The 13,727-nt window shown below is 48.1% G+C and carries 13 protein-coding genes and 1 rRNA gene; 11 read left to right on the top strand and 3 right to left on the bottom strand.

From position 1 onward, the window contains the following. The first annotated feature begins 133 nt into the window (after positions 1 to 133). On the top strand, positions 134 to 1,060 hold the full coding sequence (locus C3V36_02255) for an aspartate carbamoyltransferase (protein ID AVM68175.1): 927 nt from the start codon (positions 134 to 136) through the stop codon (positions 1,058 to 1,060). Between the two features lie 168 nt (positions 1,061 to 1,228). Beyond that, positions 1,229 to 1,651, top strand: a complete 423-nt coding sequence (locus C3V36_02250) for an aspartate carbamoyltransferase regulatory subunit (protein ID AVM68174.1) — start codon at positions 1,229 to 1,231, stop codon at positions 1,649 to 1,651. Positions 1,652 to 1,892: 241 nt separating this feature from the next. On the opposite strand, the gene C3V36_02245 is transcribed toward C3V36_02250, so the two are convergent. Together C3V36_02245 and C3V36_02240 are read right to left on the bottom strand one after the other, a co-directional pair. Next, positions 1,893 to 2,972, bottom strand: coding sequence for a peptidase M24 family protein (locus tag C3V36_02245; GenBank protein AVM68173.1), 1,080 nt, complete (start codon positions 2,970 to 2,972; stop codon positions 1,893 to 1,895). Between the two features lie 10 nt (positions 2,973 to 2,982). Beyond that, positions 2,983 to 3,243 carry a type II toxin-antitoxin system antitoxin, RelB/DinJ family gene (locus C3V36_02240; GenBank protein ID AVM68172.1) on the bottom strand — a complete coding sequence of 87 codons (261 nt, stop codon included), beginning with the start codon at positions 3,241 to 3,243 and terminating at the stop codon, positions 2,983 to 2,985. Positions 3,244 to 3,622: 379 nt separating this feature from the next. On the opposite strand from C3V36_02240, the gene C3V36_02235 reads away from it, so the two are divergent. After that, on the top strand, positions 3,623 to 4,609 hold the full coding sequence (locus tag C3V36_02235) for a hypothetical protein (protein ID AVM68171.1): 987 nt from the start codon (positions 3,623 to 3,625) through the stop codon (positions 4,607 to 4,609). 177 nt (positions 4,610 to 4,786) lie between these two features. Next, positions 4,787 to 6,112, top strand: coding sequence for a replication-associated recombination protein RarA (locus C3V36_02230; GenBank protein AVM68170.1), 1,326 nt, complete (start codon positions 4,787 to 4,789; stop codon positions 6,110 to 6,112). Between the two features lie 65 nt (positions 6,113 to 6,177). On the opposite strand, the gene C3V36_02225 is transcribed toward C3V36_02230, so the two are convergent. Beyond that, positions 6,178 to 6,411, bottom strand: coding sequence for a hypothetical protein (locus tag C3V36_02225; protein AVM68169.1), 234 nt, complete (start codon positions 6,409 to 6,411; stop codon positions 6,178 to 6,180). Between the two features lie 192 nt (positions 6,412 to 6,603). Between C3V36_02225 and hflX the strand changes: the two genes are divergently transcribed. The 7 genes from hflX (at position 6,604) to C3V36_02190 (ending at position 13,539) form a co-directional block, all read left to right on the top strand. Then, positions 6,604 to 7,890 carry a GTPase HflX gene (gene hflX, locus C3V36_02220; GenBank protein AVM68168.1) on the top strand — a complete coding sequence of 429 codons (1,287 nt, stop codon included), beginning with the start codon at positions 6,604 to 6,606 and terminating at the stop codon, positions 7,888 to 7,890. Next, complete coding sequence (thyA, locus tag C3V36_02215; GenBank protein AVM68167.1) at positions 7,865 to 8,695, top strand: thymidylate synthase; 831 nt, start codon at positions 7,865 to 7,867, stop codon at positions 8,693 to 8,695. The genes hflX and thyA overlap by 26 nt, the downstream gene beginning before the upstream one ends. Positions 8,696 to 8,787: 92 nt before the next feature. Continuing rightward, positions 8,788 to 9,006 (top strand): aspartate dehydrogenase, encoded by a 219-nt coding sequence (locus C3V36_02210; protein AVM68166.1) that lies wholly within the window; start codon positions 8,788 to 8,790, stop codon positions 9,004 to 9,006. A gap of 36 nt (positions 9,007 to 9,042) precedes the next feature. Next, on the top strand, positions 9,043 to 9,540 hold the full coding sequence (locus tag C3V36_02205; protein AVM68165.1) for a diacylglycerol kinase: 498 nt from the start codon (positions 9,043 to 9,045) through the stop codon (positions 9,538 to 9,540). An 18-nt stretch (positions 9,541 to 9,558) separates the two neighbouring features. Then, entirely contained in the window at positions 9,559 to 10,512 is a 954-nt protein-coding gene (locus tag C3V36_02200; protein ID AVM68164.1) for a magnesium transporter, read from the top strand. A gap of 171 nt (positions 10,513 to 10,683) precedes the next feature. Continuing rightward, positions 10,684 to 11,604 carry a hypothetical protein gene (locus C3V36_02195; protein AVM68163.1) on the top strand — a complete coding sequence of 307 codons (921 nt, stop codon included), beginning with the start codon at positions 10,684 to 10,686 and terminating at the stop codon, positions 11,602 to 11,604. Between the two features lie 397 nt (positions 11,605 to 12,001). After that, positions 12,002 to 13,539, top strand: a 16S ribosomal RNA gene (locus tag C3V36_02190). Positions 13,540 to 13,727: the final 188 nt, after the last annotated feature.

Below are 13,727 nucleotides of genomic sequence, written 5' to 3'. Positions count from 1 at the left end.
ACTTTTGAAGCCCGGCACATGGCCGGTGCGGCAGCGTTTCCTTCTTATGCGCTTTCGCAGCTATCGACCTAGGGCCATCAAGGCTTAAAAAGATAAATTTACGGTAAGATAACCGACTAAGAGGAGAAAAAGAATGGAAAAAGTCAGGAACCTCATCAATATCACCGACCTGTCAACGCAAGAAATCGATGATCTTATTGTCACCGCTGATGACATCGTCCAAAATCCCCAAAAATATCAAAATTTATGTGCACACAAAAAATTAGCGACTCTTTTTTTCGAAGCCAGTACCAGAACTCGCCTCAGCTTTGAAGCAGCAATGCTTGAGCTTGGCGGTAATGTGATTGGCTTTTCTTCTGCCAATTCGAGCTCGGCGGCCAAGGGCGAGAGTGTCAGTGATACGATTCGAACCGTGGGCTGTTACGCCGATATCATTGCCATGCGCCATCCCAAAGAAGGCGCGCCGATTGTGGGGGCGCAAAGGACAACGGTGCCGATTATCAATGCCGGCGACGGCGGGCATTTTCACCCGACTCAAACCCTGACTGATCTTTTGACAATTAAGCGGAAAAAGGGAAGATTAAGCGATATGACAATCGGTGTCTGCGGTGACCTTAAGTTTGGCCGGACAGTTCATTCGCTGATTGAGGCCATGCTCCGCTATGAGAATATTCGTTTTGTGCTGATTTCGCCGGTCGAGCTGCAGGTGCCGGATTATATCAAGGACGCCATGAATAAAGCCGGCGTTTCATGGCAGGAAGTGGAAAAATTAGAGGAGGCCATGCCGCAGCTAGATGTGCTGTATATGACAAGGGTACAGCGGGAAAGATTTTTCAATGAAGCGGACTACATCCGGTTAAAAGACAGCTATATTTTAGACTTAGCCAAGCTGGAAACGGCTAAACAGGATTTGACGATTATGCACCCGCTGCCAAGGGTTAATGAGATTTCGGTAGAAGTGGACGACGATGAACGGGCCTGCTATTTCTTCCAGGCATTATGTGGCAAACACATCCGAATGGCACTGATATTGCTGCTTTTGGGGATAAAAGCAGAATAAGCAATTTGCCAAAACCAAAAGAGTAGGGGAGCAGACCGCCCGGGTAAAAAGCGAAGCTTTTGACTGGGGCAGACTGTCTGCCCGGGTGGGCGGTCTACCTAAAAAAGACTGTTTTGACGAATATGGGAAAGTTGAGTAAATAGAAAAACAAAAGATTAGGAGGAAATGATGAACGTAGATGGCGTAAATAACGGGATTGTGCTCGATCATATCAAAGCGGGATTAAGTATGCGGATTTATAAACTCTTGGGACTGGATAAGCTGACCTGCACAGTGGCGGTCATTCAGCATGTCAGCAGCACCAAATACGGAAAGAAGGATATTATTAAGATTGATGAGGATATTCCCTTGGATTTTGATATCCTCGGTTATATCGACAGCAATATTACTGTTAACCGGATTAAAAACGGGCAGCTTGAGAGCAAGGTGCATTTGTCCTTGCCGGCGCAGCTGAAAAATGTGATTTCCTGTAAAAACCCGCGCTGCATTACTTCGGTTGAGCAGGAGATTGTCCAGACCTTTTGGCTGGCCGATCGGGAGAAAAAAGTTTATCGCTGCGCTTATTGTGACGCCGAGTATACCGGACGGTAAGGCGGTGCGGTAGGAAAAGGGATTTAGTTCGATTGAACTTCAAGCGGCTCAAAGCTGTTTGTCTGCAAGCCGATTCCCGCCGGAGAAAAAAACAGCGCCGCCGGCATCAAAGAGAAAAAGACTTTGATGCCGGCGGCGACTTTTCGCTTGGCTTCATCTGGCGGCAGTTTCACTTCCAAAGGCGGCCTGTTACCAATACTCAATCGGCGGGCAAAATGATAGGAGGTCGCGTTTTTATAATTTAATTTAAGCTGACTACCGTAATTTCTTTGGGTACATGGTTGATGACTTCGCAGCCGGTTTCGGTTACAATAATCAAATCTTCAATCCGCACACCGAATTGACCGGCTAGGTAAATACCGGGCTCGATCGAAAAGACCATGCCGGGCTGAACCGGCCAATCATAAGCGGCGGAAACATCACCGTATTCATGCGTATCCATGCCGATAAAATGGCCGAGCCGGTGAGTAAACTCCCGGTCATGTCCGCCGGCGCGGATAACCGAGCGCGCTGCTTCGTCAATATCGCACAGCCGCATACCCGGCCGGATATAATTTTCAGCCGCGGCGTTAGCCTGCCGCACCAGTTCATAGACCCGCCTTTCGTCAGCGGTTGGTTCTTGGGTAAAGAAAGTTCGGGTCATATCCGAACAGTATTCATCTTTTTTGCAGCCGATATCCAGCAGCACCATATCGCCGGCTTTCAGGCGGCGATTACTGTTTTCGTGGTGCGGGTCGGCGGCATTTTCATGGAAAGCCACAATCGGCGGAAAACTGATGTCGTCCGCACCTAAGTCCTTGTAGGTTTGCAGGATAATCTGCTCCAATTCCTTTTCGGTCATGCCGATGCGCAGCGAGTTTTTGGCGATTTCGATGGTTTTATCGTTCAGCTCCGAGGCGATCCGCAGCTTTTGCAGTTCATCGGCTGTTTTTACCGCCCGAACCAGGTCAACGCAGGGCGAGCCGTTGACATAAGCGGAAGCGGCTTTTCGTTCCATCAGACCGATTAAAAATCCGGCAAACAAATGCTTATCAATTCCCAGCGGCTTTTGCCGGTCGGTTTCCGCAGCAACTAAGGATAAGTAATCATCGGCATCGGCAAAGCCGACAACAGCAATCCCCTGCGGCGTAACTGGAAACAGGCGGTGGATAAAAAAGACAGGCGCTTTTTCACTGCGCAGCAAAAGCCCCATAAAGCGTTCGCCCGGTTCAATCCGAACACCGGTTAAATAAAAGACCGAGGACGGTTCGCTGATTAACAGCTGAGTCAGCCCTTGCTCCTGCATTTTGGTTAATACATGATTCATTCGTTGTTTATACATATTATGCTCCTTATACATCAATCAATTCATGTTCGGTTAAAGATTTTTCACCGGCTTCAACTTGTCTGATAGACTCTTTTAATCTTGCCATATTTGTTTCGGAATAAAAAGGGTCGGCAGAGATTTCAAACGGTATTCTTCTTTCCCTTACTGCTTTTTTTGCAAATATACAAAATGCAGTGGTCATGTTCATTCCGATTTCGGTACAAAATGCGTCAAACTGCTTCTTTAGTTCCTCATCCATGCGGATATTTATGCTGGTCTGTGCCATAATATCAACTCCTTTCCAACAAGATTATAAACAAATTTAAATACATTGTCAACAAATTTGTTTGCAATTTTATTTGGACAGTTGTTGACATTTCGACGAATTACGAGTAGCTATATCAACTGTTGCGTTGACTTTCTCCTCCAAAAACATTATAATAATACTCGACTTTCCTGTGTTCTGCAAAACTAAAACAGTCTTTTTTAGGCAGAATGCCCGCCCGGGCAGAAAGCAAAGCTTTCGATCAGGGGGAAGGGGGAAGTTGAGAATAATACAAGTGCCAAACACATGAAAACCCGAGCAGCTTGCAAACGGCGTATCATCTTTGAGCACTGCAGATTGCAACAAAGCGGAAAAATTAATACCGGAAAAGAGGGATCAAATGAAAAAAGCAGGAAGAAAAACATATATTTTGGCCTTGGCAGCTTGTCTTTTGCTGACAGCCTGCCAGCTGGGGGATTCCGAGAAAAAAGCGGAAAGCAATGTAACGGCGGAAAGCAATCAGCCGGAGGAAAAGCAAGTGACCGAGCCGAACCCGAATACCGAAGCGGGATCGGAAAAAAACGGGCAGCCAAATGGGCAGGGAAAAGAAGAACAACCGGAACCTGCACCGAAAGAAGGACAGAACGAGCCGCCGGCAGCACTCAGCCGCCAGTCCAAGGAAATGCTGGAATATACCAAAGCGGCTTGGCCGGAGGAATTGGAAGAAGCCTTGAAAGAGGTTGACTTTTCGGCATTTCATTTTGATGTCAATGAGCCCAAGCAGATTGAAGACGTGAACAGCTTGTTTGTGCTGGCCAATAAAGCAAATTATTTCCCGGAAGATTTTGAACCGATTGAGCTGATTGACCCGCAGTCTAAGCATGCCGGCAACCAAACCCGCAGAAAGCTCCGGAAAGTGGCGGCGGATGCGATTGACGAATTGATTGCGGCCGCTAAAAACGAGGGTCTGGATATTCAAACCGTTTCCGGCTACCGGACGATTGCTTATCAGAAAATCTTATATAAGAGCAATGTCGAGCGGCAGGGACTGGAACTGGCCAATCGTTACAGCTCCAAGCCCGGACACAGCGAGCATCACACCGGATTGTGCATGGACGTCAGTTCGGCCAGCGTCGGCTTTGATTTGGTGGAGAAATACGGACAGACCAAAGAGGGCAAATGGCTGGCGGAAAACTCGCATCTCTACGGTTTTGTCATTCGTTACCCCGAGGGTAAGGACAATATTACCGGCTATAGTTATGAGCCGTGGCATATCCGCTATTTGGGCGTGCCGCTGGCAACATATCTGTATCAGACCGGGCTTTGTTATGAGGAGTTTTTGGCCTTGCAGCAAGGCAAGCAGCCGGAAGAGATTGTGATAAAATAAACTTTTGGCGGGCAGTCATTTGATGTATCCGCAGAAAACCAAGCGAAAAGATAGAACTTTTGCATGGCAAAGATGGAAAGCTTTGGTTTCGGCGCGACGCGGGGAGATTGAGAATAACAAGCGGAGAGAAGTAAGGCAGCAAAAGCAAGAAAGCAGTTGACCGGGAAAGGAAGCAATATGGACTTATTCGATTATATGAAAGCGGCAGCCCTGGAAAAAGAAGCGCCCTTGGCTGTCCGGATGCGGCCGAAAACTCTTGAGGATGTGGTCGGGCAGGAGCATATTTTGGCTAAGGATAAGCTGCTTTACAGGGCGATTAAAGCCGACCGGATCCGCTCGATTATTTTTTACGGGCCGCCGGGAACAGGCAAGACAACTCTTGCCATGGTAATTGCCGGGACGACTCGTTCCGGTTTTTTGCAGATGAATGCGACGGTTGCCGGGAAAAAGGATATTATGGAAGTCGTTGATCAGGCCAAGCATGAGCTGTCCTTTTCCGGTCGGCGAACGATTTTGTTTATTGATGAAATTCATCGCTTTAACAAAGCGCAGCAGGATGCGCTTTTACCCTATGTTGAGGACGGAACGGTTATTTTAATTGGTGCGACTACGGAAAACCCTTATTTTGAAGTGAATAAAGCATTGGTTTCCCGGTCGCAGATTTTTTTGCTGGAAAAGCTGAAAGCACCGGATATTGAAAAACTCCTGTGCCGGGCGGTGTCAGAGGATGCAAGGCTGGCGGAGCAGAAGGTGATGCTGACGGACGAAGCGGCCAGGTTTTTGGCGGAAATGGCGGACGGCGATGCCCGAACGGCTTTAAATGCACTGGAACTGGGAGCAATGACGACGGCGGCCGATGACCACGGTCGGATTATAATTGATTTGGCGGTGGCCGAGGAATGCATTCAAAGACGGGCAATTCGCTATGACAAGGACGGCGACGAGCATTATGATATTATTTCGGCCTTTATTAAGTCGATGCGCGGTTCAGATGCCGACGCGGCGGTTTATTATTTGGCCAGAATGCTCTATGCCGGAGAAGATCCGAAGTTTATTGTCCGGCGGGTGATTATCTGTGCGGCCGAGGATGTGGGCAATGCCGACCCCAGAGCGCTGGAGGTGGCAGTGGCTGCCGCTCGGGCGGTCGAGTTTGTCGGTATGCCGGAAGCAAGGATCATTTTGAGCCAAGCCGTTTGCTATGTGGCGGCCGCACCCAAAAGCAACGCCGCTTATTTGGCGGTGGATCAGGCTTTACAGGATGTGAAAAATGTAACGATATCGTCAATTCCCATTTATTTGAAGGATGCGCATTACGCCGGTGCTAAGGATTTGGGGCATAGCGGCTACCTTTATGCGCATGACTATCCGCATCACTATGTCCGGCAGCAGTATTTGCCGGATGAGCTGGCCGGCCGCCGGTATTATCAGCCGACGCAGCAGGGCTACGAAAGAAAAATCAGCGAATGGCTGGAATATTTAAAAAAAGAGGAACAGCAGAACTGAGGCCTGATGGCGGTGCGGACTGATTTCGTGTCCGGGCGGATTGTGAATATTGCCGGAACGGGAACTTATTTGCCGGTTTCGTCCTTTTCGGACATTTCTTCCAGCAGCCTGCGCCGCTCGACTTCTTTTTTGTGAAAGCGCAGGATAAAATAAAGAAACACGCCCAGGACAAAGCTAAGGGCCAGTGTTAAAATGGTGAAAAGCGGCGGTGCGCCGCTGACTGCCAAAAACAGAACGGAAACGTTCAGTAAAATAAAAATGACGGTGAGAATGAAATATAAAATTTGCTTTTTATTCATAAATTCTCCTTATAATCAATGAGAGCAGTGTTTTGTCCAAATGGGCTTCCTTAAAAGTGGTTACCACTTCGGCAGATTTACGGGTTATGAGCGGTTATGCGAATGGGAAATATTTTTTGCGGAACATGGGAAAGTTTATTATTATTTTAATGGATACGATGAAAAAAAGCAAGGGATAGGAGCAGATATCGAATGCAAGAACAAAAACAGTGGCAAAAGCCGGAAAAAGTGGTATTGTTTGCCGTAACGGAAAAGGGAGAAGTCAAAAAGGCCGAGGATTCGCTGATTGAACTGGCGGAACTGACGCAGACGGCCGGCGGCGAGGTGGTTGGTCAAATGATTCAGCCGCTGGAGGCGGTTAATAAGAGGACTTATCTGGGCAAAGGCAAGGTGGAAGAATTAAAGGCGCTGGTTGAGGCAGTCGGCGCGCAGGCGGTGATTGCTGATGATGAACTGGCGCCCAGTCAAATTCGCAATCTGGAGGAGGCGCTGGGCGTTAAGGTGCTGGACCGGGCGCTGTTGATTTTGGATATTTTTGCCCAGCGGGCAGCGACCAGAGAGGGAATTTTACAGGTGGAAGCGGCGCAGCTAGCGGACAGCCTGACCCGGCTGATTGGTGAAGGTCATGCACTTTCCCGGCAGGGCGGCGGCATCGGCACACGCGGGGCCGGCGAGAAGAAGCTGGAAACCGACCGGCGGCACATCCGCCTGCGGCTGGGGATTTTGCGCAAAGAATTAAAAGAGCTGGAAGCCCAGCGGGAGATGAACCGCGAGGTACGCCGCAAGCAGGGGTATCCTTTGATTGCGATTGTCGGTTATACCAATGCCGGCAAATCCTCGCTCTTAAACAAACTGACGGAGGCGGACGTGCTGGCGGAGGATAAATTATTTGCGACCTTAGACACCACTACCCGGGCGCTGGCCTTAAGCAGCAAGCAAACGGTGATGTTGACCGATACGGTTGGATTTATTCGCAAACTGCCGCATCATTTGGTGGAAGCGTTTCGTTCCACTTTGGAAGAAGCGGCGGTGGCCGACCTGATTCTGCATGTGGTTGACGGGGCCAATCCCTTTGAGGAAAAGCACCGGCAGGTAGTGTATGAAACGCTGGCGCAAATCGGAGCCGATCAGATTCCGGTGATTACTGTTTTTAATAAAAAAGACATTTGGCCGGAGGAGATTGTACTTAGGGACGAGAGGGCGGAAATGACAGCTTCGGTATCTGTCCGGACCGGCGACGGACTGGAGGAACTGCTGGCTGAAATCGAGGAAATGATCCGGCGCCTGAAGCCTTATATCCGCACGACCATCCCGTATGCGGACGGACAAAAGGTTGACTTTATCCGGCGTTACGGGCAGGTGGTCAAAGAGGAATACACCGAAAACGGAACTTATTTGGAAGCGTATTTGGAAGAAGCCTATATTCGCAAACTGGGCTTAAAGGAGGAAAAGTATGAGCAAAGCGGATCGGATTTTTAAACAAATGTGCCGGGATATTATAGATCACGGCTATTCTTCGGAAGGCGAAAAAGTCCGGCCGCATTGGGCGGACGGTACGCCGGCACATACCGTCAAGTGTTTTGCTGTGGTCAACCGCTATGATTTAGCGGAGGAGTTTCCGATTTTGACTTTGCGGCCGACCGCCTTTAAAAGTGCAATTGATGAGATTTTGTGGATTTGGCAGAAAAAATCAAATAATATTCATGACTTAAACAGTCGGATTTGGGACAGTTGGGCGGATGAAAGCGGCAGCATCGGCAAGGCTTATGGTTATCAGCTGGGAATAAAGCATCGTTACAGGGAAGGTATGTTTGATCAGGTTGACCGGGTGCTGTTTGACTTAAAAAACAATCCCTATTCCCGGAGGATTATGACCAATCTGTATGTTCATCAGGATTTGGCGGAAATGAATCTGTACCCTTGCGCCTACGGTATGACCTTTAATGTGACCGGCCGCAAGCTGAATGCGATTTTAAACCAGCGTTCCAATGACGTCTTAGTTGCCAATAACTGGAATGTGGTGCAGTATGCGGTTCTTTTGCATATGCTGGCGCAGGTGTCGGATTTGGAAGCGGGCGAGCTGGTTCATGTTATCGCCGATGCCCATATTTATGACCGGCATATTCCGCTGGTTGAGGAAATGTTACTGCGACCGAGTTTTCCGGCGCCGGTCTTTAAGATGAACCCGGCGGTTAAAAACTTTTATGATTTTCGGGTCGAGGATTTTGAACTGGAAAATTATCAGAAAAACGAGCAAATTAAAGGAATTCCGGTGGCGGTATAGCGGCAGTAAGCCGGGAGAAGCCGTTTCGGTAATATACGGGAATGAAAGTTTGACCAGAAGCACCGGCCGGGATGACAGGCAGGGAGGAAACAATGGGACTGTTCGGAAAAAAGCAGGAGAAAAAGTCTTATGATCAGGCCAATCAGAAGCCGGTGATTAAATGCAGTATCTGTACGGGTGAGCAGGTAGCAGGATTTCAAAATATTCATACCGGCAGTTTTGAAGATGTGCGGCTGATCCGTGGCCGGGAGGACTTGGAAGACTTTAAAAACCAGTACGGGATTACAGGAGACATAGACAAGATATATTGAGTTAATAACCAAACGCCGACGGTCACGGAGGGAGCAATGAACTTTATCGTAGCAGCTGATTTGGATTACGGTATCGCTAAAAACGGTGATTTACTGGCCAGACTGCCGAAGGATTTACAATTTTTTAAAGAAAAGACACTGGGCAATGTGGTCATTATGGGGCGCAAGACGCTGGAAAGCCTGCCAGGGAAAAAGCCTTTGCCGGGGCGGACAACGCTGATACTTAGCCGCTCGCCGGAGTATACTTGTGAAAATGCAGTCGTGCTTCATTCGGCTGGGGAAGTGCTGACCTGGCTAAAGGAGCGGCAAATCCCGGAGGAACAGGTTTTTGTCTCCGGCGGCGCCGAGATTTACCGGCTGTTTATGGAGTATTGCCAAGTCGGTTATTTGACGAAAATTTATCATCGATTTGGTGCCGACCGGCATATTGAAAATATGGAGCAGGATGCCCACTGGCAGGAAACCTACCGCAGCCCGCGGCAGGAAGAAAACGGCTATGCCTATGAATGGATTACCTATCGGCGCAAGGAATAAGGAAAAAGGAGCGTAAACATGTATCAGGTCTATCGAACTCATGGCGAGGGCGCCAGCCGCAGCTTAAAACAATTAAATACTTTGGAAAAAAATGTTTGGGTCAATGTTGTTGCCCCGACACGGGAGGAAATTGCGGAACTGGAAGAAAAGCTGATGATTCCCGATGACTATCTGCGGGCGGCGCTGGATGAGGAAGAAAGTGTGCGGCTGGATGCGGAGAACGGGACGGCACTTTTGGTGATTGATATTCCCTATGAAAACTTTGACCGGAATGAAAAATACCGGGGCACCCACTCAACGCTGCCGATGGGTATTATTATCAGCCCGGATCATATTGTCACGGTTTGCCTGCGGGAAAATCTAATCGTGCAGGATTTTATTTCCGGGCGGATTAAGGATTTTACTACCAATAAAAGAACCCGTTTTTTGTATCAAATCCTTTATCGGACATCGGCTCTGTATTTGCGCTATCTCCGCCAGATTGACCGGATTACTACGCAGGTCGAGAAAGAGCTGCACCGGAGCTATCGCAACAGCGAGCTGGTTCAACTGCTGGGTATCAGCAAATCGCTAGTGTATTTTTCCACTTCTTTAAAAAGCAATGAGTTGGTGCTGGAAAAGCTGCTCCGGCAAAAGCCGCTGAAAACCTATCCTGAGGATGAAGAACTGCTGGAGGACGTAATTATTGAAAACCGGCAGGCGATGGAAATGGCCAATCTCTACAACAATATTTTAGAGGGAACGATTGGCGCCTTTTCTTCGGTTATTTCCAATAACTTAAATATCGTCATGAAATGGCTGGCGGCGATTACCATTGTTTTTTCGGTGCCGACGATTATGTCGGGGCTGTGGGGGATGAATGTGCCGGTGCCGTTTCAGGAAAATGCTGTCGGTTTTTGGATAGTCGGGGCGGTTACTGTCGGCGTGACCGGCGCGGTGGCGTGGTATTTATATAGGAAGGATATGTTTTAAAAGCGGTTTGATTGATGAGAAGAATCTCCAAAGGATCGAGCAGACTTTCCCGATCTTCAGAAAGCGGCGGCCGGCCATGTCATGCCGGCGATGCGGAAATGAAAGGAATTGCAAGATGGTATTTAAGCATGGAGTTTTTTTATCAGGAGTGTATTTAATAAGGAAGAAAGTATGAAAAAGAAATATGTTATGATTGCTCTTGCCTTTATTTTAGCGGTGGGAGCACTCATTTTTGGAAGATATCATTATAGAATTATTTTATCTTATCTCATTCCGGATACAAAACTGGAAGCGGATGAAATTAAATTGCCGGTTTTAATTTACCATCACTTTTCGGAAGAGAAGAAAAATGACAGCCCGTTGGTAGTCGGGAGAGAGAACTTTAAAAGGCAAATGAAATGTTTGAAGGACAATGGCTATCATACCATTTCCTTTCGGGAATTGGTGGATTTTGTAGAAAAGGGAGCGGCTCTGCCGGAAAAACCGGTCCTGATTACAATAGACGACGGCTATGAAAGCAATTACACCATTGCTTATGAAGTGCTGAAAGAATATGACCTCAAGGCGACCATATTTATGATTGGGCATGCGCTGGGGGCAAAGAGTTATAAGAATACCGGTGCGATAGTGCCGCCCTATATTACTTTGGAGCAGGCAAAGGAAATGATTGCTTCCGGACTGATTTCAATTCAAAGTCATAGTATGGATATGCACCAGGTTGCGGCATATGAAGAATATCTGAACAATCAGAAAATCAGAACATCTGCCGTAATGAAAGACTTCGACACGGAAACCGAATATATTCAGCATTTTCATCAAGATACCCAGCAGTCGAGAAAGCAGATTACGGAAGACTTCGGCGAGGAATGGCTGGCTTATTCCTATCCGCTGGGACAGCATGATGATTTGACGGAGCGGCTGTTGACGGAAGATGGCATCAAAGTAACCTTAATCGTAGAGCGGGGTATGAATATCATTAAAAAAGGCTCGCCTGAAAGCCTGCGCAAATTAAAACGCTTTTCCATCAGTGACAAAACAAGTAATTGGGAATTGGAGCGGATTTTGCAATATCCGGCAAGCAGAAAGAAGTAACAATACACTGGTTCAGCCTTCAAAACATGGCAGAAAAGGGAGACTTTAGCGGCAAAAGAAGTATAAATATCTATTTACTTATCGGCCATACCCTTGATTCATTAGGGTTTCAATGAATTATGAGAACTGATTACAACTTTTTGAAAAAACTTTGAAAAAGGTGTTGACAGACCATGATATCTTTGCTATAATAACTTTCGTTGCTCCGCAAGGAAGCAATGAAGCGGCAAACGCCGCAGGGCTTTTGAAAAGCCTAAAACTTAACAATTTCAAAAGAAGAAAAACCAAGTAATACCAAGTTAATTCAAACGCCGAGCGCAAGCGAGGCGATGAGTAACAGTCAAGCCAGCAGCTTTTTAATAAAGAAGCAGGCAGATAAGAGCGAAGGAGAAAATTATTTTTAAGAGTTTGATCCTGGCTCAGGATGAACGCTGGCGGCATGCCTAACACATGCAAGTTGAACGAGAAGTTCTGGAACAAGTCTTCGGACAAGGGAAGGAACAGAAAGTAGCGAACGGGTGAGTAACGCGTGGGCAACCAACCTTACACAGGGGGATAACACAGAGAAATTTGTGCTAATACCGCATAAGCGCACAGTACCGCATGGTACGGTGTGAAAAACTCCGGTGGTGTAAGACGGGCCCGCGTCTGATTAGCTAGTTGGTGAGGTAAAGGCTCACCAAGGCGACGATCAGTAGCCGACCTGAGAGGGTGATCGGCCACATTGGGACTGAGACACGGCCCAAACTCCTACGGGAGGCAGCAGTGGGGGATATTGCACAATGGAGGGAACTCTGATGCAGCAATGCCGCGTGAAGGAAGAAGGTTTTCGGATTGTAAACTTCTATCAGCAGGGAAGAAAATGACGGTACCTGACTAAGAAGCCCCGGCTAACTATGTGCCAGCAGCCGCGGTAATACATAGGGGGCAAGCGTTATCCGGAATGACTGGGTGTAAAGGGTGCGTAGGCGGTAAGGTAAGTCTGATGTGAAAGACTGGGGCTCAACTCCAGGGGTGCATTGGAAACTATGTTACTAGAGTACAGGAGAGGAAAGCGGAATTCCTAGTGTAGCGGTGAAATGCGTAGATATTAGGAGGAACACCGGTGGCGAAGGCGGCTTTCTGGACTGAAACTGACGCTGAGGCACGAAAGCGTGGGGAGCAAACAGGATTAGATACCCTGGTAGTCCACGCTGTAAACGATGAGTGCTAGGTGCTGGCCTATAGAGGGTCGGTGCCGAAGTTAACGCAATAAGCACTCCACCTGGGGAGTACGGCCGCAAGGCTGAAACTCAAAGGAATTGACGGGGGCCCGCACAAGCGGTGGAGCATGTGGTTTAATTCGAAGCAACGCGAAGAACCTTACCAGATCTTGACATCTTCCTGAAGTATTCTATAAAATGGATATGTCCTTCGGGACAGGAATGACAGGTGGTGCATGGTTGTCGTCAGCTCGTGTCGTGAGATGTTAGGTTAAGTCCTGTAACGAGCGCAACCCTTATGTTTAGTAGCCAGCGGGTTAGGCCGGGCACTCTGAACAGACTGCCGTGGAGAACACGGAGGAAGGCGGGGATGACGTCAAATCATCATGCCCCTTATGATCTGGGCTACACACGTGCTACAATGGCGGATACAAAGGGAAGCGAAGGGGAGACCTGGAGCGAATCCGAGAAAGTCCGTCCCAGTTCGGATTGTAGTCTGCAACTCGACTACATGAAGTTGGAATCGCTAGTAATCGCAGATCAGCATGCTGCGGTGAATACGTTCCCGGGCCTTGTACACACCGCCCGTCACACCATGGGAGTTGGGAGTGCCCAAAAGCAGTGGTCCAACCGCAAGGAGGAAGCTGTCTAAGGCAAGACCGATGACTGGGGTGAAGTCGTAACAAGGTAGCCGTATCGGAAGGTGCGGCTGGATCACCTCCTTTCTAAGGAAGAGTAGGGGGAGTGAGGGTACTCATGAACCTGAAAGAATAGGCGAAGCGATGGCCTTGGGGAACCAAAATAGTCGCAAAGACCGAAGCAATTATCGAGGGTGTTGCTTGGTTTCTTCTTGAAGTTGGAAGTTTTAAGCGTGAACGCGCGGACAGAGAAATCTGTAAACTTAACAATTAAATAAGAAAA

It is taken from the genome of Lachnospiraceae bacterium oral taxon 500, assembly GCA_002999035.1.
Lineage (GTDB): Bacteria > Bacillota > Clostridia > Lachnospirales > Vallitaleaceae > W11650.
This window is presented reverse-complemented; position numbering and strand designations above follow the sequence as displayed.

Excerpts from the sequence above, each read along its gene's own strand:
- C3V36_02255 (AVM68175.1), top strand. The coding sequence starts at position 134 with ATGGAAAAAGTCAGGAACCTCATCAATATCACCGACCTGTCAACGCAA.
- C3V36_02250 (AVM68174.1), top strand. The coding sequence starts at position 1,229 with ATGAACGTAGATGGCGTAAATAACGGGATTGTGCTCGATCATATCAAA.
- C3V36_02245 (AVM68173.1), bottom strand. The coding sequence starts at position 2,972 with ATGTATAAACAACGAATGAATCATGTATTAACCAAAATGCAGGAGCAA.
- C3V36_02240 (AVM68172.1), bottom strand. The coding sequence starts at position 3,243 with ATGGCACAGACCAGCATAAATATCCGCATGGATGAGGAACTAAAGAAG.
- C3V36_02235 (AVM68171.1), top strand. The coding sequence starts at position 3,623 with ATGAAAAAAGCAGGAAGAAAAACATATATTTTGGCCTTGGCAGCTTGT.
- C3V36_02230 (AVM68170.1), top strand. The coding sequence starts at position 4,787 with ATGGACTTATTCGATTATATGAAAGCGGCAGCCCTGGAAAAAGAAGCG.
- C3V36_02225 (AVM68169.1), bottom strand. The coding sequence starts at position 6,411 with ATGAATAAAAAGCAAATTTTATATTTCATTCTCACCGTCATTTTTATT.
- hflX (AVM68168.1), top strand. The coding sequence starts at position 6,604 with ATGCAAGAACAAAAACAGTGGCAAAAGCCGGAAAAAGTGGTATTGTTT.
- thyA (AVM68167.1), top strand. The coding sequence starts at position 7,865 with ATGAGCAAAGCGGATCGGATTTTTAAACAAATGTGCCGGGATATTATA.
- C3V36_02210 (AVM68166.1), top strand. The coding sequence starts at position 8,788 with ATGGGACTGTTCGGAAAAAAGCAGGAGAAAAAGTCTTATGATCAGGCC.
- C3V36_02205 (AVM68165.1), top strand. The coding sequence starts at position 9,043 with ATGAACTTTATCGTAGCAGCTGATTTGGATTACGGTATCGCTAAAAAC.
- C3V36_02200 (AVM68164.1), top strand. The coding sequence starts at position 9,559 with ATGTATCAGGTCTATCGAACTCATGGCGAGGGCGCCAGCCGCAGCTTA.
- C3V36_02195 (AVM68163.1), top strand. The coding sequence starts at position 10,684 with ATGAAAAAGAAATATGTTATGATTGCTCTTGCCTTTATTTTAGCGGTG.